At 47.7% G+C, this 20,810-nt stretch carries 20 protein-coding genes; 9 read left to right on the plus strand and 11 right to left on the minus strand.

What is annotated here, in order from left to right; all coding sequences use genetic code 11:
* Window positions 1-148: 148 nt before the first annotated feature.
* Window positions 149-1,156: an ABC transporter substrate-binding protein gene (locus AC0MA3_RS13595; protein WP_474656601.1), complete on the minus strand. Its 1,008-nt coding sequence runs from the start codon at window positions 1,154-1,156 to the stop codon at window positions 149-151.
* 376 nt (window positions 1,157-1,532) lie between these two features.
* Here AC0MA3_RS13595 and AC0MA3_RS13600 point away from each other — a divergent pair, with 376 nt between their 5' ends.
* Window positions 1,533-3,266, plus strand: a complete 1,734-nt coding sequence (locus tag AC0MA3_RS13600) for an alpha-amylase family glycosyl hydrolase (RefSeq protein ID WP_474656602.1) — start codon at window positions 1,533-1,535, stop codon at window positions 3,264-3,266.
* Here AC0MA3_RS13600 and AC0MA3_RS13605 read toward each other — a convergent pair.
* Complete coding sequence (locus AC0MA3_RS13605) at window positions 3,256-3,846, minus strand: hypothetical protein (RefSeq protein WP_474656603.1); 591 nt, start codon at window positions 3,844-3,846, stop codon at window positions 3,256-3,258. The two genes, AC0MA3_RS13600 and AC0MA3_RS13605, sit on opposite strands and share 11 nt — an antisense overlap.
* A 212-nt stretch (window positions 3,847-4,058) precedes the next feature.
* Here AC0MA3_RS13605 and AC0MA3_RS13610 point away from each other — a divergent pair, with 212 nt between their 5' ends.
* A complete protein-coding gene (locus AC0MA3_RS13610; RefSeq protein ID WP_036687997.1) occupies window positions 4,059-4,298 on the plus strand; it encodes a hypothetical protein in 240 nt (79 codons plus the stop codon).
* A 143-nt stretch (window positions 4,299-4,441) separates the two neighbouring features.
* On the opposite strand, the gene AC0MA3_RS13615 is transcribed toward AC0MA3_RS13610, so the two are convergent.
* Window positions 4,442-4,582 carry a hypothetical protein gene (locus AC0MA3_RS13615; protein ID WP_379151741.1) on the minus strand — a complete coding sequence of 47 codons (141 nt, stop codon included), beginning with the start codon at window positions 4,580-4,582 and terminating at the stop codon, window positions 4,442-4,444.
* Between the two features lie 328 nt (window positions 4,583-4,910).
* On the opposite strand from AC0MA3_RS13615, the gene AC0MA3_RS13620 reads away from it, so the two are divergent.
* Entirely contained in the window at window positions 4,911-5,537 is a 627-nt protein-coding gene (locus AC0MA3_RS13620; protein WP_379151738.1) for an FMN-dependent NADH-azoreductase, read from the plus strand.
* Between the two features lie 164 nt (window positions 5,538-5,701).
* On the opposite strand, the gene rsgA is transcribed toward AC0MA3_RS13620, so the two are convergent.
* From rsgA to AC0MA3_RS13640, 4 genes are all read right to left on the minus strand, one after another.
* On the minus strand, window positions 5,702-6,793 hold the full coding sequence (gene rsgA / locus AC0MA3_RS13625; protein ID WP_474656604.1) for a ribosome small subunit-dependent GTPase A: 1,092 nt from the start codon (window positions 6,791-6,793) through the stop codon (window positions 5,702-5,704).
* A 463-nt stretch (window positions 6,794-7,256) separates the two neighbouring features.
* Window positions 7,257-7,928: an HAD family hydrolase gene (locus AC0MA3_RS13630; protein ID WP_474656605.1), complete on the minus strand. Its 672-nt coding sequence runs from the start codon at window positions 7,926-7,928 to the stop codon at window positions 7,257-7,259.
* Between the two features lie 144 nt (window positions 7,929-8,072).
* On the minus strand, window positions 8,073-8,528 hold the full coding sequence (locus AC0MA3_RS13635) for a DUF3939 domain-containing protein (RefSeq protein WP_379151729.1): 456 nt from the start codon (window positions 8,526-8,528) through the stop codon (window positions 8,073-8,075).
* A 121-nt stretch (window positions 8,529-8,649) separates the two neighbouring features.
* Entirely contained in the window at window positions 8,650-9,246 is a 597-nt protein-coding gene (locus tag AC0MA3_RS13640) for a DUF2087 domain-containing protein (RefSeq protein ID WP_474656606.1), read from the minus strand.
* 193 nt (window positions 9,247-9,439) lie between these two features.
* Between AC0MA3_RS13640 and AC0MA3_RS13645 the strand changes: the two genes are divergently transcribed.
* Together AC0MA3_RS13645 and AC0MA3_RS13650 are read left to right on the plus strand one after the other, a co-directional pair.
* Window positions 9,440-10,426, plus strand: a complete 987-nt coding sequence (locus tag AC0MA3_RS13645) for a YpdA family putative bacillithiol disulfide reductase (protein WP_474656607.1) — start codon at window positions 9,440-9,442, stop codon at window positions 10,424-10,426.
* Between the two features lie 80 nt (window positions 10,427-10,506).
* Window positions 10,507-10,950: a DUF441 domain-containing protein gene (locus AC0MA3_RS13650; protein ID WP_474656608.1), complete on the plus strand. Its 444-nt coding sequence runs from the start codon at window positions 10,507-10,509 to the stop codon at window positions 10,948-10,950.
* 103 nt (window positions 10,951-11,053) lie between these two features.
* On the opposite strand, the gene AC0MA3_RS13655 is transcribed toward AC0MA3_RS13650, so the two are convergent.
* A complete protein-coding gene (locus tag AC0MA3_RS13655; RefSeq protein ID WP_379151715.1) occupies window positions 11,054-12,802 on the minus strand; it encodes an ABC transporter ATP-binding protein in 1,749 nt (582 codons plus the stop codon).
* 137 nt (window positions 12,803-12,939) lie between these two features.
* Between AC0MA3_RS13655 and AC0MA3_RS13660 the strand changes: the two genes are divergently transcribed.
* Window positions 12,940-13,455, plus strand: coding sequence for an ADP-heptose synthase (locus AC0MA3_RS13660; RefSeq protein ID WP_379151712.1), 516 nt, complete (start codon window positions 12,940-12,942; stop codon window positions 13,453-13,455).
* A 100-nt stretch (window positions 13,456-13,555) separates the two neighbouring features.
* Here AC0MA3_RS13660 and AC0MA3_RS13665 read toward each other — a convergent pair whose 3' ends face one another.
* Complete coding sequence (locus tag AC0MA3_RS13665; protein WP_379151709.1) at window positions 13,556-13,873, minus strand: HesB/YadR/YfhF family protein; 318 nt, start codon at window positions 13,871-13,873, stop codon at window positions 13,556-13,558.
* Between the two features lie 529 nt (window positions 13,874-14,402).
* On the opposite strand from AC0MA3_RS13665, the gene AC0MA3_RS13670 reads away from it, so the two are divergent.
* The 3 genes from AC0MA3_RS13670 (at window position 14,403) to AC0MA3_RS13680 (ending at window position 19,660) form a co-directional block, all read left to right on the plus strand.
* Window positions 14,403-16,151, plus strand: a complete 1,749-nt coding sequence (locus tag AC0MA3_RS13670; protein ID WP_474656609.1) for an ABC transporter ATP-binding protein — start codon at window positions 14,403-14,405, stop codon at window positions 16,149-16,151.
* A 22-nt stretch (window positions 16,152-16,173) separates the two neighbouring features.
* A complete protein-coding gene (locus AC0MA3_RS13675; protein ID WP_474656610.1) occupies window positions 16,174-18,264 on the plus strand; it encodes an ABC transporter ATP-binding protein in 2,091 nt (696 codons plus the stop codon).
* 145 nt (window positions 18,265-18,409) lie between these two features.
* Window positions 18,410-19,660, plus strand: a complete 1,251-nt coding sequence (locus AC0MA3_RS13680; protein WP_474656611.1) for a winged helix-turn-helix domain-containing protein — start codon at window positions 18,410-18,412, stop codon at window positions 19,658-19,660.
* Window positions 19,661-19,670: 10 nt separating this feature from the next.
* Here AC0MA3_RS13680 and AC0MA3_RS13685 read toward each other — a convergent pair whose 3' ends face one another.
* A complete protein-coding gene (locus tag AC0MA3_RS13685) occupies window positions 19,671-20,138 on the minus strand; it encodes a hypothetical protein (RefSeq protein WP_474656612.1) in 468 nt (155 codons plus the stop codon).
* A gap of 244 nt (window positions 20,139-20,382) precedes the next feature.
* Window positions 20,383-20,730, minus strand: coding sequence for a four-helix bundle copper-binding protein (locus tag AC0MA3_RS13690; protein WP_379151695.1), 348 nt, complete (start codon window positions 20,728-20,730; stop codon window positions 20,383-20,385).
* Between the last annotated feature and the right edge of the window lie 80 nt (window positions 20,731-20,810).

A 20,810-nucleotide genomic window follows, 5' to 3' on the forward strand; every position in this document is an offset into this window, starting at 1 on the left:
AAGCATCCGCTTCTGTGATCTCCTTCGTACAAAACTCGCTTCGTAAGCATTAGCTTAAGTTTTGTAAGCATCCGCTTCTGTGATCTCCTTCGTACAAAACTCGCTTCGTAAGCATTAGCTTAAGTTTTGTAAGCATCCGCTTGCTCAATTACTTCACACTAGCTTCGGCTTTTTCAGCAAAATGGTTATTGACGATCTTGGTTACAGGAACACGCTCCTTCAATTCACCGGCATACTCCATAACATCCAGCAGATTATTCCATTCTTTATCATCGATGACCGGATTTACGGCATACGTATCCTGTTCCTTATAGCGCTTGACCGAAGAAATCACAATATCCCTGTCTGTTTTTTCAAAGTAAGGCATAATTGCATCAGCAATTTCCTCAGGGCTGTGCGCCTTCACCCAAAGCTGTGCCCGCTGGATGGCATTTGTATATTTTTGCACGGTATCGCCGTTTTTGCTGATATAGCTTTGTTTGGACATAAAAACCGTATAAGGCAGATAACCGCTCTCCAATCCAAAAGAAGCAACCACCTCTCCGCGCTTCTCACGCTCAAATATGGAAGCCGTTGGTTCAAAAAGCTGCACATAATCCCCCGTTCCTGAGGCAAAAGCACCCGCAATATTGGCAAAATCAATATTTTGAATCAGTGTGAGGTCCTTTCCCGAATCGATCCCCTTCTGCAGCAGGGTAAATGCACCTGCCATTTGCGGCATCCCGCCTTTTCTCTGGCCCAGAAATGTACTCCCCTTCAATTTGTCCCATTGGAAATCCGAATCCGCTTTACGTGCGAACAGGAATGTGCCGTCCCTCTGTGTAAGCTGTGCAAAATTGATGACAGGATCATCCGCTCCTTGCTGATAAACATAGATTGAGGTTTCAGATCCTACGAGCGCCACATCAATCGCCCCGGATAGCAAAGCTGTCATCGTTTTATCTCCGCCTGGAATCGTCTGCAGTTCAACCGCCAGTCCTTCGTCTTTAAAGAAATTCTGCGACAATGCCACATATTCAGGCGCATAAAAAACCGAACGGGTAACTTCACCGACTTTAACTTTCACCTCAGCCGAGTCTCCTTCACACCCGGCGAGCAGAGAAAAACATAGCGGGATGATCATGAGCGACAATGAAATTTTTTTCCTGATATTCATCCTTCATTCCCCTTTCTTTCAGGGTCTTCGCCCTTGATTAAGCATATGCATCTGCCTAAAGAATGGTTAACTGACATGAAGTATATCGTTTGCACTCTAATCAAGCGTTATTTGACTGTTCTTCATAGTGTTTTTTGATGTAGTCTTTTCATTTTCTCAGCAAAATCTGTTAATAAGCTCAGAAAAATGAAAGAATACCGAGATAACCGTAGATATTACGGCCTATAGCCTGATATTCCGTATTATTAGTGGTTATTTAATCGTTCACACATTGTGCAAACGTTTTACCAAAAACATTTTATCTACTATTATATTTGTAAAGCGCTTACCAAAATACATACTTGGATTTGTAATCCGTTTGGAAGGGGAATCATTAATGACTCATTTATTCAAAACAACCCATAGGAAGCATTTTCTGTCTGCAGTTGCCCTTGCCGGGCTCTCTGCTGTTCTGCTTGCAGGATGTTCAGGAGGCAACGCCTCTGAAGCCAACATCACCTCCCCCACGAGTACAGCTGTCACCGGACCGTCAGCTTCTATCGGCTCTGAATCTGCTGCATCGCATTCTCCATCCCATTCATCTATCTCCTCATCCGTAGCGGTTGATGAACAGCCGTCCACGGTTTTTTATGAAATTTTTGTCCGTTCGTTCTATGACTCGGATGGTGACGGGATTGGTGATCTGAAGGGTATTACGGAGAAGCTCGACTACCTCAATGATGGTGATCCTTCAACCAAGGACGATCTGGGAATAGGGGGCATCTGGCTGATGCCTGTAAACCCCTCACCCAGCTACCACGGCTATGATGTCACTGATTACCGCAGCATTAACCCTGATTATGGAACTATAGAAGATATGCAGACTCTAATCACTGAAGCGCATAAGCGTGGAATCAAGGTCATCATGGATCTGGTGGTCAATCATACTTCCAAAGAGCATCCATGGTTCGTAGACTCGGCCAAAAATCCGGATGGAAAATACCGGAACTGGTACATATGGGCAGAAGATCAACACCGGTCTATAAGCGGAACAAGTGCAGCGGGGAGCGGTAATCCGTGGCATGAACTTTTAGGCAGCCATTACATGGGCACATTCTGGGATGGGATGCCGGATCTGAATTTCGATAATCCGCAGGTTCGGACTGAGATGGAGAGTATCGGAAAGTATTGGCTAAAGCTTGGTCTCGACGGTTTCCGTCTGGATGCCGCGAAACACATCTACGAGGATCTGCTATCCGATAAAAGTGCAGCCACAACAGCAAAAAACGTAGCCTGGTGGCAAGAGTTCCGTCAGTCCATGAATGAGGTTAATCCTAAGGCTTATATCGTGGGTGAAGTTTGGGAGAATTCTGCTGTTTCCGTCGGAGCTTATCTGGATCATGCTTTCGATTCCGGGTTCAATTTCGGATTGGCCGAAGCCCTGGTGAACTCTGCCGCAACAGAGAAAGACAGCGGCATTGCTTTTACACTTGAACGGACCTACAAGCTGTATTCCCAACTTTCTGAAGGTGCTTTTACAGACGCTATCTTTCTGACCAACCATGATCAGAACAGAGTAATGAGTCAACTGCAGGACCAGCCCCAGCATGCCAAAATGGCCGCGTCCATGCTGTTGACCCTGCCCGGAAACCCTTTTATTTACTATGGTGAGGAAATTGGAATGCTTGGTGTCAAACCAGACGAGGGGATCCGCGAACCCATGCGCTGGACAGCAGGCCAACCATCCGGTGGACAGACTACATGGGAGCTTGATAGCAATAACGATGCCGGGTCAGATGTCAATGTTGAAAGTCAACTGAATAGCAGTGGTTCCCTGCTGGAACGATATCGTCAGCTTATTTCAGTTCGAGGTGAACTGCCAGCGCTGCGGGATGGGGACATTCGTGACTATCCTTCTGGTCAAGCGGGCGTAATGTCTTTCGAGCGGATCACTTCTGCACAGCAAGTCTTGGTTGCCCATAACCTGACTGGTGAAGCAGTATCTATTCCTATCCGTCCGGGAACCGGCGAACACACTTATAATAAAATTATACAAGTAATTCCTGGCACAGCCCGCTTGAATCAGGGTATCCTCACAGTTCCACCTTATACAACTGTCATTATGGAGTAGACAATGGAGATGGACAGACTAACCACTTATGTAATATAGAGCAAAGCTGTGGTCTTGTGAGCGGGGCAGCATTCATCCAGTCTTCCGAGCTTCTGGAACTGATCCGGATCAGCCAACCGCCGGCAGCATCCTCCAGATAGGAGGCCCGCTCAAAAGTCCATTTGCCTTTGGTACGATTACATAACCTCAGCTCAGCAGCAGCGTTAGAATGTTTCATTGCCTTAGCCAGCAAGGAGGCTTGTTCTACATCACCCGTTTCGGCAGCCAGTCGTTCAGATAAAAAGTATAATGTGAACGTATCCGCATTCTTTTGAAGCTTCTCATACTTGTGTTTTGATATCATCAGGGCAGGCATTTTCGTATCCAAATCCTCTGTCTGCTGAAAGCAATTCATCAGATAATAACAAGCGCGCCTAATCTCTTCCGGTGTTTTGAGTGCACAGCTGAAAGCATCGGGATCTTTTAGATAGAGTATCAGTGTTTCATCTTTGTTGGCCAGCAAGCATAAATCCTGTACATACTCCCCTTCACGAAACTCCAGACGGCATATACGGTCCGCTAAAGCCCCCTTTTGCAGCACCTCCCGTACTCTCGCATTACAAGATGTTTCAGGGAACAGAAAATGCGCTAAATATAACCTATCATGGATATTCACATCAATGTATCCTTCCCGGATAAGGCTTCAGCTATAAAACTTGTAATCTTTATGTTATCATAAGCTAATTTTAAGGTAAAATTAAGAAAGCAAGGGTATAGTCAATATCATGAAATACTTGTAGCGAGGTGATTTCAATGAGAATGCTCATCACATTTCAGAACAAGCTTGTACCTGTATACTTCACTACAGAAAACAAACAACCCACTCAAAAAGTACTTCGACTGCTTAACAGCACGCTTGAACTCAAAATTCAAAAGGGCAAAAGCGCCCTGCAGAAATGTTTGAATTCTCTGATTAGTATCGAAATTAAAGGTTCTGAAGCTATATTGCACAGTTACAGTGAAAATGATTCATTGGCCTTGTCCCTCTATTAATAGAGGGATTTTTTTTGTTTACGGAATACCCGCCTATACATAAGGACACTGGAAAAAAAGCATAGAAAAAGAGCGAATTCCTATCCAAGGAATTCGCTCTGCTATATATATATCGGGCACAATTTTTCATGGGAGACATGAAGCTAACTGATCCGGTGAATGGATGTCTTCTCTTGTTTTTCAGCTTTCTGAATCCGCAGCTTGAACAGCTTCACTAGGTTGCGCCGGGTATGCTCTTCGTGACAGCTGTCCAGTTTTTTTATAATAAAACGGTCAATGGACATGTCAATCGCTCCTTTGGTTTGGATTCCTTTACAGCTATAGCAGAGAGGAAATCATTTCCTGCACCCTGTAACACCTATATAACCGGGTCTCTGTTTCCTTAAACCTGTCCTCCAAAACGCAAAAAAACCAAGCGAATGACGCAATTACTATATATTGAGTCTAGATAGCCCAAACGATTCAAACGGCCTGGAGATATGGTAGCGATGCAAAGAATAGAGTCTTAATGTCGAACAAAAAAAATTTTAATCGACGGATATTTACAAACAAATAATTAAATGCTATATTAACGTTAGTTAATAAATAAACGATATTTAAGGAGAAATCATAATGTCAAATGTACTTTTTATCAAAGCAAACAACCGTCCTGCAGACCAAGCAGTAAGTGTTCAACTGTATAACGCGTTTCTGGCAAGCTACAAGGAAACTCATCCTAACGATTCAATTACCGAGCTGGATTTGTTCGCTGAACAACTTCCATACTATGATAATACCTTGATTACAGGGATGTACAAAGCTGCCCAGGGCTACGAAGCTACTCCCGAAGAAGCTGCAGGCGCTGCTGTAGTAAAAAAATATCTTGATCAATTCATGGCTGCAGATAAAGTAGTCTTTGCTTTCCCGCTGTGGAACTTGACCGTTCCTGCTGTACTGCATACTTACATTGATTACTTGAGCCAGGCTGGTACAACCTTTAAATACACTGCAGAAGGTCCAGTTGGACTTGTGACTGACAAAAAGGCAGTCATTCTGAATGCCAGAGGCGGTGTTTATTCTGAAGGTCCAGCTGCTACTGCTGAAATGGCTGTGAATTATGTAGCAGGTATGCTGAACTTCTGGGGCTTCAAGGAAACTACTCAGGTTATCATCGAAGGACACAACCAGAACCCGCAGCAATCTGCACAGATCATTGCAGACGGCCTGCAATTGGCTAAAACTGCAGCTGCATCATTCTAAGTTGAGAGACATCTCCCCTTTTACATCATCCGGACTTTTATTTATATATAGTTAGGCGGAGTATCATAAGCCATCTTCGCCGGACAGTAATCAAGGGACCCATACAGCCGTTCAACGGCTGCATGGGTCCCTTGTGTTCTAATCGGACATGCCAGATATTCCTCTCAATATTCGTCCAGCTCGCGGCGCCAGTCTGAACTCCGGGTACGGGAACCTCCAGCCTTCGTTGCAGCTGCAGCAGTTTTTCGCTTCTGCTTCACCTCTTTGCTGCTCTGATACTGCAGTTCACGCTGTGTTTTGCGGTAATTCATGAGCCGTTTCTCATTCAGCTCCCCGTTTGCCATAGCCTCAAGTACCGCGCAGCCTTCTTCATATTCATGCCTGCAATCACTGAAGCGGCATTCGGTAGCCAGTCTGCTGATATCACCGAAGGCGAGATCAAGACCACCTTCATCCTCCCATAGCTGCAGCTCACGCATCCCGGGAGTATCCACAATGATTCCGCCATCCGGCAGGACGAACATTTCCCGATGAGTAGTTGTATGCCGTCCCCTGCTGTCCCCTTCGCGCACGTCCTGAGTAAGCTGTAGGTTACGGCCGCTGAGCCAGTTTACCATCGTCGATTTGCCGCAGCCGGAGGAGCCGGTAAGAGCAACAGTCTTCCCGAAACTGATATAGGGCAGCAGCTCTTCTCGCCCGTCTCCAAGTAACGCACTAACCGCATGTATAGCTACACCGGGCGCCGCCTGTTCCATCTCGGCAATTTTACTCTCCGCATCCAGGCAGAGATCGGCTTTGGTCAACAAAATGACCGGATTAGCACCACTGTTCCAGGCCATGATCAGATACCTCTCCATACGCCGGACATTAAAATCATCATTTAGTGCGCTGACAAGGAACAGCGTGTCTACGTTGGATGCTACAATCTGTTCGTCCAAGGTATTCCCTGCCACTTTCCGGGAGATGACACTTTGACGCGGCAGAACCCCATGTAGCACGGCATGCTCTCCGCCATTCTGCATCGCCAGAACTACCCAGTCGCCGATCGCCGGATATTCCCCGGAGTCAGACAGCGAATGTCTGAGTTTCCCTGAAAGCTCGCTCCAGGTCTCTCCGGTTTCCGCCATTACTCTGTACTTGCTGCCGAAATCGCCGACAATTCTTCCCGGCACGTACTCTTTTCCTCCAAATTCTAATACCTTTTCATCCCACTTGCTTTGCCAGTTCTCGTTCCAGCCGTATTGTTCTATTATCATTATGGCCTCCTGAATTTTTTGTAATGGAATTCATTTATGCATCCTGTCTGACATTTTCTGCTCTGTTTACGTACTTCCCGGAACACAAAAAGCCGCCGGAATCCACATTCCGGCGGCTTCTTTTCACATGCGAAAAATAACGGTCTCTTCCCTATAACAGGACAGACCAGGAATTTCCGCACGCGGTAGTTGCAGTAATATCAATCCCTGCACATACACACGCAAAAAAGCCGCCGGAACCGATACGGTTCCCGGCGGCTCTATAAGGCATCATAGAGTTGGCCTGCGAAGCTGCAATCCTTACTCTGCAGCCTCTGTTCCCGGAAGACACGTATCCTGAGCAGTATTAACCGATAACGAAGTAACCGTATAAACTGTCATATAACATCGTCTCCTTCCGAACTAATATGGTGTAATGATATACGGCGCTGCATTATTTTGTCAACCCCGTAATCTTATGCGGCTATAAAATAGACTTCAGTTCATCCAGCTCATGAATGGTCTTCCAGGGATGGGCATCCAGTTGTTCATCCCACGGATGATTTCGCTTAAGCCATATAGTTTCCATACCTGCTTTGGCTGCTCCCCAAATATCATTCACCGGATGATCGCCGATAAACAAGGTTTCATCTGCGGTTGTGCCCAGCCGCTCAAGTGCGAGCCGGTAGATACCCGGATCAGGCTTGCTGATCCCAACCTCTCCGGAAATAACAATCTGCTCGAAGTAACCGCGTATCTGAAGCAAATCGATTTTGCCATACTGGATATCCTTTTTGCCGTTTGTAACCAGCCCCATAACATACCCTTGCTCCCGGCAATATTCCAGAATCTCTACAGCATGCTTCATAGGCGCTCCGTGAGTAATATAGGTCTCGTCATAATAGTCACGTATCTCCGCAGCCGTTACAACTTTCTCCCAAGGCAGAACACGGCTGAGCTCGGCGAAAAAACCATCTTTGTCCCGGTATCCGTCCGCATCTCTGACAATAATATCCTCCACGACCCGCCCCGCTTCTTCCGGCTCCAAATGACCCAGCAAATCCTGCACGAACTTGCGGCTGAAGCTGCGGAAAGTACGATCGCGATCCATTAGTGTATTGTCCAGATCAAACAGCAAAGCTTGTACTTCTCTCATTCCAAGTTCCCCTTATGTCTTGAATTTCATTCCGTGACCCTTCAGAAATCCATTGTACTATGGGGAAACTCGCCAAGAAAAGACCATTCCGGTAAAAGAGATCTTACACCCCTTCATCTGAACAGTCTAGGGACTACTATCCTGTTATTCAAAATGCTCCGGCCGATGGGTAAGCATCAATTCCTCTTCGGTAATATATAAAGGAAAAGGCGGAGTTTCTTTTAGATACCGTTCACTGGCAAGCAGCCGGTAATGCACCTCTGGCAGCCAGGCATCCTCAACCAGCGGGAGTTTTCCGGTATCGTTAATATAATTATCTACAGCCGCTTGGACCAGATCCAGATAGTAAGGCACAAGCTTGTCAGCTTCCTCAAAAATCTCAAAGGTCTCCCGGGACATATAGAACTTTTGCTCGGGTACACCGCCTAAATAACGTCTGAGCCGGCTTAGGTCAATGCTTTTATCCTTTAACAGCAAAGCCGTACGGTTAATAGGAGCGGGCATATCTTCTTCAAATTGCCTTACAGCCTGTTTGATCTGCGGCAAGGTAACAGTAATAGGGACAGTGGATGTATTCTTTTTGGCGCGCTTGAAAATCATACTGAAAGTCTCCTTTCGAAGTATATGTCAGATAACGCTTACAATTCCATTTTATTCGTTATTCAGACATTTAATCAGCTTGCCTGACTTTCGTCACAGAAATTCCCCAATCTTTAGATCATTATTTGACATTTTCCCAATGCGTCCATAACTCGGGCGGGTTTAGCTCATAGTGATCATTCTGCCGGTACATGAATTGATGCATAACGAACTCGCGTCGGATGGTTGCGTAATCTTCATGAAAGGGTTTAATGAACTCGTTGATCTCTTTCTCCGTATAGACAACACCAGGTTCCAATTTTTCGACGATATACTGCAAAGCGATCAGTTTCTTTTTGTACTGGGCTGGGATCTGCCGCAAACGTCCGTCTTTGGCGAAGAAATTCCGCAGCACCGAATCCTTCAGACTAGCATCAGGTGACTCTTTCTCCATATCTTCCACCCCTTTTGCAAAAATAAACTTCAACGATGCCTCCGAACCGGCCTGAATGAATTCAGGGTTCAGCATGAAATAAACGGTGTTCTTGTCTCTCCGCTCATTTATGAGCGCTGCTTCCCGTAGTTTGGCGGCATGATGTGTAACCGTAGGCTGTGACAGATTCAGCTTCTCTGCCAAGGCCTGCCCGTGAACCTCCCCCTTGGACAGCAGCAGAAGAATCCGTAAACGTGTAGGGTCTGATAAGGCTTTGTGGTAATTCACAATTTTATCAAGCTGCAATGGGGCCACTCTCCTGTGCATATGATCAGCAACTGCTGAATGCAATTAATTTAGATATATATCTAATTATATGCTTTTCTATGGAATGGAGCAAGAGCAATCAACTGATTTTGCGGGATGAATGGCGAAAATATATAATATAGGGTACGATTTATGGTATAAGCAAGTAATTCTCCGGGAGGTTTGAAGCTTAATGAAAGATGTCATCATTATCGGGGCAGGTCCTTGCGGTTTATCCGCGGCTATTGAATGCCAGCGCCATGGATTGTCCAGCCTGATCATCGAAAAGAATTTTATTGTCCACTCCATCTATCTCTATCCGACCAATATGCAATTTTTCAGCACAACCGCGCTGCTGGAAATCGGGAATGTACCTTTCACCTCACCCAATGACAAACCCTTCCGTCACGAAGCCTTGGTCTACTACCGCCGTGCCGCTGAACAACATGGACTGGATATAGCCGCTTACGAGGAAGCCTTGTCTGTTCAGCCTTTAGACGACGGGACCTTCGCAGTACATACCCGTAATAAGCGTGGAAAAACGCTAACCCGTAATGCTGCCAATGTCGTAATCTCAACAGGGTATTTCGATCAACCGAACCTGATTGGAATTCCTGGAGAGGAGCTTACCAAGGTCACCCATTATTTTGGCGAAGCCCATCCCTATACGGGGATGAAGGTAACTGTAATCGGAGGCAGCAATTCTGCTGTTGATGCTGCACTGGAGCTGGTCCGCGTTGGGGCCGAGGTGGATATGGTGTACCGGGGAGCCAGTATCTCTGAGAATATCAAGCCATGGGTTCGCCCTATTTTCGAAAGTATGGTTCTGAAAGAGAAGATTGTTGTCCATACCGAGTCACGGGTAACTGAAATTACACCGGGGTCCGTATTCATCACTAGCCACAGCGGTGAAGTGACCGAACTGGATAATGATTTTGTGCTCGCCTTAACCGGATTTAGACCCAGCAGAACGTTACTCTCATCCGCTGGAGTAAGAATGGATGACACCCAGGATAAACCGGCCTTTAATCCTTCTACCATGGAGAGTAATGTACCCGGACTCTATGTCGCAGGAGTCATAGCTTCCGGACGGAATGCCAATGAGGTATTTATCGAAACCGGGCGCGGGCACGGACAACTGATCGCGGATCATATCGTCGCCAAACGTTTGGCCGAATAAATTCTGACACATCCAATATGCATAATCCGATCCAAATGATTAATACATTGGGCATATTAGAAAAAAGGAGTGTGCCTGCTATGGATATTACCTCTTTACTATTGCTCGGTTTTGCTGCACTGGGCATTATCAGTAAAAATTCACCGATCACGATCGCCATGGTTGTTTTGTTGCTGCTGCGGGTGCTTGGACTGCAACAGACTTTTCCCTGGCTTGAAAAGTACGGTCTCACAGTCGGGATTATCATCCTGACGATCGGCGTAATGACTCCGCTGGCCAGCGGTAAAATCTCACTGGACACCATTTGGCACTCCTTTCTGCACTGGAAGTCGCTTGCAGCGATCGGTGTCGGTATGCTGGTAGCCTACCTTGGCGGCCGGGGCGCTCTGCTGATGGGCAGTCAGCCTACGATTGTTGCTGGCCTCTTAATCGGCACTGTACTTGGGGTAGCTTTATTCAAAGGCGTTCCCGTGGGGCCTCTGATCGCTGCCGGGATTTTGTCGCTGCTGATCGGAAGAGGTTAACGCGGCTACGGAAATAAAGAAAGACTGCAGGTTCGCTTAAAAGCGCCTGCAGTCTTTTTAGTTACTCGTTATCGCTAAACCCTGTTCCAGCTTGTCTAATTCCTCAAGCATCCAGCCGCTGCACATTGAACAGCCGGGCATAACTTCCATCGAGCGCCATAAGTCGCTCATGGGTCCCGCGTTCAGTAATTTCCCCATTCTCGAGTACGACAATCTGATCTGCATGGGTAATTGTAGACAGCCTGTGGGCCACAATTAATGTGGTACGCTCCGAAGCCAGTGATTGCAGCGCCTGCTGGATCAGATGCTCGGATTCCAAGTCGAGCGCCGAGGTGGCCTCGTCAAGAATCAGCACCTTGGGATCTTTTAGGAATACACGTGCGATGGCGACGCGCTGCTTCTGTCCACCGGACAGCTTCACTCCACGTTCTCCCACCTCCGTGTCATACCCTTCCGGCAGCTGCATAATGAAATCATGAGCATTGGCAGCCTGAGCAGCCGCGACAATCTCCTGCTCCCCTGCCAGCGGATTACCGAAGAGGATGTTATCCCGTACTGACCCGCTAAAGAGGAAGTTGTCCTGCAGCACCATACCGACAGTCCGCCGCAAGCTCTCCTGCGTCAGACCTCTGACATCCTGTCCGTCCATGCACAGGCTGCCTTCCGTTATATCATAGAAACGCGGGATGAGGCTGATTAATGAGGATTTCCCTCCCCCGCTCATGCCGACAAAAGCCACTGTCTGCCCCGGATCGATGCGAAGTTCGATATTTTTCAATACCCAGTCATGCTCATCGTTGTATTTGAACCATACCTTTCGGAACTCTATGGCTCCAGACGGCGCCACAAGCGGCTTGGCCCCTGGTTCGTCGACAATATCATACGGCTCATCCAGAAGTTCCATCACCCGCTCCAGCGATGCAGATGCTTGGGTAAGCACGGTTGAGGAGTTGATCAGACGCCGCAACGGGGCATACATCCGGTCCAGATAGCCGAAGAATGCCACGAAGGTCCCGAGTGACAAATTCCCGTGAATGACCTGGTAGCCACCGTACCCGATCACCAGTAGCGGTGCGATATCCGTCAGGGTATTGATAATAGCGAAGGTCACAGCATTCCAGCGCGTCTGGGCCATCGCTTTTTCCAAAAATTTGCCGTTGATATCTTCGAACTGCTTCTTGTCCACCCGCTCCATGGTGAAGCTGCGGATAATCGCAATCCCCTGAATCCGTTCATGCAAATATCCTTGTATCGCTGCAAGCGCCTGGGAACGGTCCTTGGTCAGGAGCTTAAGCCGCTTGTAAAGTGTATTCACCGCGATGCCATACAGTGGCAGTATAGCAATCGACACTAGTGCCAGCACCGGATTCAGATAAAACATAAAAGCAAGGGCGAACACCAGCGTGAACATATCCAGCCAGACATTCATCATACCCACTTCAACAAGGTTCTTACTCTGCTCGACGTCATTGATGAATCTAGAGATCGCTTCGCCGACCTTAGTATTCTGATAATAGCGAAGAGAGAGACGCTGCAGATGACCATAGAGTCTATTGCGCATATCAAATAACACTCTGCTGGTAATCAGTTGGGCAAAATACTGGCGGTAATACTCCACTGGCCCCCTTATAATAATGAATAGCACAAGTGAGCCTCCGAGCACTGTCATTAGCTTGGATACCCGCTCTGCGACAGAAAGTACAGGATTGTTCAGCAGGTCATCAACTACATATTTCAGGATGAGCGGCAAGGTAAGCGGAATACTGAACTTGATCATCCCGATGAACAGGGTAAGGACGATCCATTTCATGTAGGGCCGTACAAATGTATAATAAGATTTCCATTGCTTCACAGGAACTAACGTCCTTTCTCTTTACCGTGTTGATTGGGCACTGTTGACATTTGCGCTCCACAGTGTTTTTATAATTTTAAGTCCATAGGTACGCGTTCAACTCTATTTAGCAGTACCCGAACTTCAGGAGGATAACGATGTCCAGACAATTTGTGACCGAAGCCGTCATGATGGCGATTTACGGCCAGCTTCTCATTCCAAGGAGCCCCGTAGAATATATTGTGCCTTACACTACAGTGATGGAATTATACGAACTGCGGGACAGCGACGAACCTCTGATGAGTCATGCAGAAGATGACGAGCATGTGAAGCTCAAAATCCGCGAACTTATTGCTTATTTCGAGCAGCCGCTGAATTCCAAAAAAATCAACCGCTGCCTGAACATCCCCTGGGCTAAAAGCTCCGGCATCCTGATGGGCAACCACACACAGATCACTATTATCAACAGTGTCGATAACGCAACGTATGGAGAAACGTTCGACCCGATTGAAACGGAGCTGCTGCTGACCTCACAGCGGGAGAAAGTGCCGATTCTTACCGATCAATTCGAGCTGATTCAGCGCATCATTGAAAACGGTGTTCCTGTTCAGGTGTTTGATATTGATGATTTTGAATTTGCCATGGAGGAAGAAACCTACCACAGTTCACCTTAAACTCCATCAGTCCTGCAGCGGACCATCCCGCTATGGCTGCCATACAAAAAGCCCTGCCTTATGGCAAGGGCTTCTTGGCCATATTAATAACCGCAATGCTTCACCGCTCAAGAACTCCGGCTGCCGCCTCAGGCTCATACCTGTACTCAATGTCATCCTCGGCTTCAGAATAGACAATGGATAGGCCATACCCCTCCATATACCAAAGATCCTGCTCTTCCATATAAAAAACAATTCCCGACTGATCCGTCTCTATAGAAGGACGGCCCGGAGGCTCATTCGCAATCCCCAACGAAAAGCCCGGGTGCAATCCTCCTCCAGAGCTATAACGTGGAAATAAACGGATATAAGCCCCGTCTTGCAGGGAAAGTTCCCGCTTGAACCAGGCGGCGGCGTCTTTGCTGATTACCATCTTCATCTGTATAAGCACCTCCTGAATATTCTTATCATACTGAAATTATAGCTATATTCCAAATCATATACGAGGATATCATTCTACAGCTTATTCGAAATTTATTCAAAATTACATTTGACAATTCTTCCGGCCGGGTGATAAACTCGGAACATAACGAAGCGTCTTCAAGTTATTACCAAAATTAATGAAAGGGGTGAGCGCGGTGTTTAACCTTGTACCTGTATATTTCCTAACTATTGTCGGCACACATACACAACTGAATACCGAAGCAGCCCTAGCAGTGGAAACCTCCTGAGATTCATACGTGTTACGCGTACCGTATAAGATCAGGTTAGGCAAGTCTCTTCCATGTCTCCGTGCTGCAATACAGCACCGTGGACATGATAGCTGATGTAATTTTCAGGCATATCATCCGTTACCGGATGGTATGCCTTTTTGCATGTTGGTCAGAGTTGCCACTTTCATTAATCACAACTTTCTTGACGTTAACTAAAGCCGACAATCATTTCAACACGAAAGGAAGGGATTTCCCTTGTTCTCCGTTCTCCGCAATCTCGGCTGGTTTTTCCGCCGCGAAAAAAAGCGCTATGCTATTGGACTTATTTTTCTAATTGTCGCCGGTGTTCTGGAGCTTCTGCCTCCCCGTCTGCTAGGCAACGCCATCGATGACATTGTCAGCGGGTCGATCACCGCAAGTTCACTCATGAAGTACATTGGCATGATTATTCTCATGCTGCTGATTATCTATTGGATCACCTACATATGGATGCATAAGCTATTCGGAGGGTCCAACCTGGTAGAGCGGTTATTGCGCTCCCGCTTCATGAACCATCTGATGACTATGACCCCTTCGTTCTTTGAGCGTAACCGTACAGGTGACCTGATGGCCCGGGCTACCAACGATATCCGTGCCGTCTCGGCAACTGTTGGCTTCGGGATGCTTACACTCGTCGATTCAACCATCTTCCTCTCTGTCGTACTGCTCGCCATGGGTTTCCTGGTGAGTTGGAAGCTGACCCTTGCGGCCGTACTGCCGCTGCCGCTCATCGCGATCGCCATGATCTTCTATGGCAAAGCCATTCATGACCGCTATAGCCTGGCGCAGGACGCGTTCGGCGACATGAACGATCAGGTACTGGAATCGGTATCCGGTATTCGTGTCATCCGCGCTTATGTGCAGGAACGGCATGACGAGAAACGTTTTAGCGACATTACGGATGATGTCTACCGCAAGAATATGGCCGTAGCGCGAGTTGATTCCTTCTTCGAGCCAACCATCCGGCTGTGCGTCGGGCTCAGCTACATTATCGCTCTTACTTATGGGATTTATCTTGTTTTCCGCAATCAAATTACCTTGGGCGATCTGGTCTCCTTCAATATGTATCTCGGGATGATCGTCTGGCCGATGTTCGCTATCGGTGAGTTGATCAACATCATGCAGCGGGGCGGTGCATCACTGGAACGGATCGACGAGACATTGAATTCAAAACCTGATGTACAGGATATTGCCCATCCGGTTCCTGTCGCTGAGCCGTCCACTATTGAATTAAAGAACGTAACCTTCCGTTATCCAACCTCAACGGTCGATAATCTGAGCGGGGTTAGCTTCTCTCTCACCCAAGGCCAGACACTCGGCGTAGTCGGCCGTACCGGCAGTGGTAAATCAACCTTGCTCAAACAGCTGCTGCACGAATATCCGACGGGTCAAGGGGAGATTCTGATCTCGGATGTGCCTATTGGGAAGATCGCACTCGATCAGCTTCACAGCTGGATGGGATATGTACCTCAGGAGCAGATTTTATTCTCCAAATCCGTGCGCGAGAACATCCAGTTCGGTCACCACGGAGCCAGTGATGAGCGTATTATGGATGCGATCACAGCAGCAGCATTCCAGAACGATCTGGGTACTTTGTCCGACGGTCTTGATACCTTGGTAGGTGAACGCGGCGTCTCCCTCTCCGGAGGCCAGAAGCAGCGTGTATCAATCTCCAGAGCTTTTATAGCCAATCCTGATATCCTTATTCTAGATGATGCACTGTCCGCTGTTGACGCACGGACTGAGGCCAAGATTATTGAGAACATCCGTGAGGAACGGGCCGGCAAAACTACATTAATCTCTACCCACCGCCTGTCCGCTATTGAGCATGCCGACTTGATTGTCGTGCTGGACAATGGACAGATTACCGAGCGCGGGACCCATCAGGAGCTGCTGGAGTTGAACGGCTGGTACCGTGAGCAATTCGATCGTCAGCAGGTAGAGAACAACCTGACCAATGAATAATAACATTTAGGAGGTGTCACCGTTGACACAGAGTACAGGCAAACGCCTGCTGCAGTATGCTTTAACTGCCAAAAAGACGTTTATCGCAGCACTATTGCTGCTTACCATCGGAGTAGCGGCCGAGCTCGCAGGCCCTTTTATCGCCAAGAGCATGATCGATAATCACATGCTGGGCATCGAGAAGCCTTACTTCCAGACTACCTCGTCCGAGGAAGCAGCTGAATATAACAATACCTACTACAAACGCGGTGACCGTTTTGCGCCGGGTGAAGCCAAAGGCCAGGAGGTCCGCCTGCTTCAGGAAGGCAGATCCTTCTATTTCATCAATGAGCCGGTAGCGCAGCCTGAAGGTGAGCGAACCTACCGTGACGGTTCACTGCATATCAAGCATGGAGACTCTGAAGCAGTCTACCCGGCTGTGAAGCTGTCGGCTGACGAACTGTTTTCCTTTTACAAACCCGAACTTCCTGGGATCTATGAGCTTGTAGGCTTGTACGCCCTATTCCTGGTAATCTCTATCTTTGCCGAATTCGGTAAAACGTACTGGCTGCAATCCTCGGCCAACCAGGTCATCCGCAAGCTGCGGACCGATGTGTATGCGCATATCCAGCGTTTGCCGGTCTACTTTTTTGACAACCTGCCTGCGGGTAAAGTCGTATCCCGGGTGACGAATGATACAGAAGCGGTAAAAGATTTGTTCATAGCCGTATTATCTAACTTCAGTACTGGAATTATCAACATTCTGGGCGTGTACGTTGCCCTGTTCCTGCTGGATATCCGGCTTGGCCTGGTGAGCTTGTTCATCGTACCGATTGTGGTTCTCTGGATCATTCTGTACCGCAAGGTTGCTACCAAATACAATACCATTATCCGTTCCCGTCTTAGTGAAATTAATGCTATCATCAATGAATCGATTCAGGGGATGTCGATTATCCGTATTTTCCGCCGCCAGAAGCAGAGTACGCAAGAGTTCGAGAATCTCAACGACGATTACTTGAAATATCAGAACAAAATGCTGAATTTGAACGCCTTTACGTCTCACAATCTGGTGAATTCGCTGCGGAGCCTCTCCTTTGTACTCGTACTTTGGTACTTCGGATTTGGCAGTCTGGGCGGTTCCACCTTTGTGTCACTTGGTGTACTATATGCATTCGTTGACGTATTGGGACGGATGTTTCAGCCGATTACCGGGATGGTTAACCAGCTAGCCAACCTTGACAGCTCCATGGTATCTGCGGGACGGGTGTTTACGCTGATGGACGAAACGGGTGAACCGGTAACGGATGGAACCATGCCGCGTTACAAAGGAAATGTAGTATTTAAGGATGTCTCTTTTGCCTATAAAAAAGACTTCGTCCTTAAGAATATCTCCTTTGAGGCACGTCCTGGCGAAACCGTCGCCCTCGTAGGCCATACCGGTTCCGGCAAAAGCTCGATTATCAACTTACTGTTCCGCTTTTACGATCCGCAACGCGGCACTATCACGATTGATGGTGAAGAGGTTAAAGGCATACCGAAGCAGTGGCTGCGAAGCCACATGGGGATCGTGTTGCAGGATCCTTATCTCTTCACAGGCACCATCGCTTCAAATGTAAGTCTTGGTGATGAGCGGATCTCCCGCGAACGCGTGGAACGTGCATTGCGAGAAGTAGGTGCAGACAAATTGCTTGCCCATTTGCCGCAAGGTTTCGATGAGCCGGTAGTCGAGAAAGGCAGCACATTGTCAGCAGGACAGCGCCAGCTGATATCGTTCGCCAGAGCATTGTCTTTTGATCCGGCGATTCTGATTCTGGATGAGGCTACTTCCAATATCGATACGGAAACAGAGAGTCTGATCCAGCAAGCGCTTGAGGTTCTCAAAAAGGGACGCACCACCTTCATCATCGCGCATCGCCTCTCCACCATCCGCAGTGCCGATCAGATTCTGGTTCTTCACCGGGGAGAGATTGTAGAACGCGGCAGTCATGATGAATTAATGGCCCTCGGCGGAAGATACTTCCGCATGTATCAGCTGCAGCTGGGTGCAGGTGCAGGCGAAAGCTCGGAGCTATCAGCCCCTGCTTTGGATCAACAGTTCGGCGCTGTCTTGCAGCCATCCCTAAAACAAGTATAAAAGTACGGGTAATGCTCTCTCGGACGGGAGAACCGTAACAAATTAGCCCCTGATGCCTACGTAGGCATCAGGGGCTTTTGTAACCTTGTATTAGGAACATTCGTTCCGTATAATGGAAATAATATATAAGATTGGGGTGGAAACGTTGATCACTTATTCGCTCAGCAAACGGCAGGCAAGGCAGTTCCTGCTTCATCATCAACGGCTCGTCTCGGGCGGTTCGGCACGCGGTAAAGATGCTATTTACGACTTCATCCGCCATGTCGGCTGCATACAATATGATCCGCTGAGTATAGCTGGCCATAATCATGAGCTGGTGCTGCAGGCACGGATCCCCGGTTTCGTTCCGGAACTAGCCTCAGAGCTGTTATATAAGGACAGGCTGCTAATCGATGGCTGGGACAAGAATATGTCGATCTACTGCACAGAAGACTGGCCGTACTTTCAGCGCCGCAGAGATATGGCTGCGGAACGCTATCAGGGAAATGAGACATTGAAAACTATGGTGACGCATGTACGGGAAGAACTGGTACAGCGTGGTCCCCTCTCCTCACTGGATCTGGAGAGTAAGGACAAGATAGATTGGGCCTGGGCTCCGGCGCGGCTATCCCGTGCAGCTATGGAGAGTATGTATTTCTGGGGTGAAATATCCGTTCATCATCGCGTACACACACGCCGCTATTATGATTTCACGGCAAACTTGCTGCCCGAGCATCTGCTCGGCACCAGGGACCCCAACTTGACGGCTGAGCAGCATTTCGACTGGTATGTGCTTCGGAGAATAGGCAGCATCGGTCTGCAATGGAATAAATCCGGTGACGGTTGGCTGGGAATTGCAGGCTTGAAGAGCAAAGAACGGACTGCCGCGATAGAACGGCTGCTCCACAGGGATTACCTCCGTGAGGTCCGCGTCGATGGTCTCAAGCTTCCTTTATACATGCGAACTATTGATGCGTACGTATTAGAAGAGATATTAGCTAATGGCTATGATACCCCTATTAAGAACGAAACCAGCGTTGAATTTGCAGCTGCACTGGCTCCCCTAGACAATCTGCTCTGGGACAGAGAGCTGATCAGGCAATTATTCGGATTCACTTATCGGTGGGAAGTATACAAGCCTATTGCTGAACGGGAATACGGTTACTATGTACTGCCTCTGCTGTACGGAGACCGTTTCATTGCGCGGTTTGAACCGGTGATGGACAAGAAAAACGGTATACTGAACATTTTGCACTGGTGGTGGGAGCCGGATACGGCCTTAAGCCAAGAGATGATCCCCGCGATCACAGCCGCTTTAGGTGCACTAGCAGAGTGCACGCGCGCCTCGTCAATCCGGTTCAATCCCGGAGTGGCGGAGAGCAATGGGCTACAGGGTTTGACGTCCTACTTTCAATAGTACATAACATTTAGATCAGGTTTTCTTCTTCTTCAAGACCCAGTTTGCTATACATTTCAGAGCAATAGCCCTGCAATTTGATCTCAAGCCTGCGGGCTTTATTCTTGAAACGCTTCAGTTCACGGATCATACGTGCTCTGCCCGCAGGCGTGAAGGTCTCTTTAATCCGTTCTTTGAAGTAGTCGTGAACAATATGATTACGCTGCTTCCAGACTTCCTGAAGCTGGTTGGTTTCCTCTTCCGAAAAAGGGAAGTGATGCTGGATTTCTTTGATGAGCTGGCCGAGTGAATTGCTGAGCTTGCGCTGATACAGTTCCGCAAGATCTGCTTCTGTAGGCGTTTTTCCCTGAGACAGCTTCGTTAAAAGCAGCAGGTTGGTCAACTGCTGCTCCAGTGCCTGGCAGTAGTAGACAGCCAGTCCGAAATATGCAAATAGCTCTTTGGATTGTTCACTCTCCGGTATGTGTGTATCCTTCATCTTTCCTCCCGTTCCCCTTTCTGCTTTGGTATTATTCTATCATCACAAGCAGCCTTGTACTTCATACTCAATTCGCCGGGTCTGCTTCAATTTCCTTTTTAACCTGATAGAATGCTTCATCATTACAGCAAAAAAACCAGAACTCCACAGTATGGACTGCGGGAGCCTCTGGTCTTGGAATATCTAACTGGAACCTTGGATAATCTCAGCTAGAATAAAATATATAAATAGATTTGAAACCGATTTAAGCATATACCTCTACTGCGTCACTAATCAACCGGCAGGCTATCGCAGTGGCTCGGCAGGAATCAATACATGCCTGACAATGGGTATGTAGATGTTTGCTGCTCTCTGCTGCACATTTTTCACAGATTTCTGCGCACAGGCGGAGAATTTCTGCTGCGAACGGACTTTGACGGGTCATAGCCTGGACGGCAAAAGAACAAATATCAGCACACTCCCGGTCCAGAATCATACTTTCACGTAATGAGGCAAGATCGTATTCTTTTAGGCTTGAGACGTAGCTATAGTTACAGGCATTCATGGTTTGAATACAAGCATCGATGCACTCCTGATATTGAATTCGGGTCATAGCCTTTTACCTCCTGCAATTTTAATAGGGTATGCCTATGTATTAACCTGCAGGAACTCCAACGAACCATTCTTCTACCG

The organism is Paenibacillus sp. LS-5 (genome assembly GCF_056121505.1).

Bases quoted from the DNA above. Each gene is read 5' to 3' on its own strand.
- AC0MA3_RS13595 (WP_474656601.1), bottom strand. From the start codon at position 1,156: ATGAATATCAGGAAAAAAATTTCATTGTCGCTCATGATCATCCCGCTA.
- AC0MA3_RS13600 (WP_474656602.1), top strand. From the start codon at position 1,533: ATGACTCATTTATTCAAAACAACCCATAGGAAGCATTTTCTGTCTGCA.
- AC0MA3_RS13610 (WP_036687997.1), top strand. From the start codon at position 4,059: ATGAGAATGCTCATCACATTTCAGAACAAGCTTGTACCTGTATACTTC.
- AC0MA3_RS13615 (WP_379151741.1), bottom strand. From the start codon at position 4,582: ATGTCCATTGACCGTTTTATTATAAAAAAACTGGACAGCTGTCACGAA.
- AC0MA3_RS13620 (WP_379151738.1), top strand. From the start codon at position 4,911: ATGTCAAATGTACTTTTTATCAAAGCAAACAACCGTCCTGCAGACCAA.
- rsgA (WP_474656604.1), bottom strand. From the start codon at position 6,793: ATGATAATAGAACAATACGGCTGGAACGAGAACTGGCAAAGCAAGTGG.
- AC0MA3_RS13630 (WP_474656605.1), bottom strand. From the start codon at position 7,928: ATGAGAGAAGTACAAGCTTTGCTGTTTGATCTGGACAATACACTAATG.
- AC0MA3_RS13635 (WP_379151729.1), bottom strand. From the start codon at position 8,528: ATGATTTTCAAGCGCGCCAAAAAGAATACATCCACTGTCCCTATTACT.
- AC0MA3_RS13645 (WP_474656607.1), top strand. From the start codon at position 9,440: ATGAAAGATGTCATCATTATCGGGGCAGGTCCTTGCGGTTTATCCGCG.
- AC0MA3_RS13650 (WP_474656608.1), top strand. From the start codon at position 10,507: ATGGATATTACCTCTTTACTATTGCTCGGTTTTGCTGCACTGGGCATT.
- AC0MA3_RS13660 (WP_379151712.1), top strand. From the start codon at position 12,940: ATGTCCAGACAATTTGTGACCGAAGCCGTCATGATGGCGATTTACGGC.
- AC0MA3_RS13665 (WP_379151709.1), bottom strand. From the start codon at position 13,873: ATGAAGATGGTAATCAGCAAAGACGCCGCCGCCTGGTTCAAGCGGGAA.
- AC0MA3_RS13685 (WP_474656612.1), bottom strand. From the start codon at position 20,138: ATGAAGGATACACACATACCGGAGAGTGAACAATCCAAAGAGCTATTT.
- AC0MA3_RS13690 (WP_379151695.1), bottom strand. From the start codon at position 20,730: ATGACCCGAATTCAATATCAGGAGTGCATCGATGCTTGTATTCAAACC.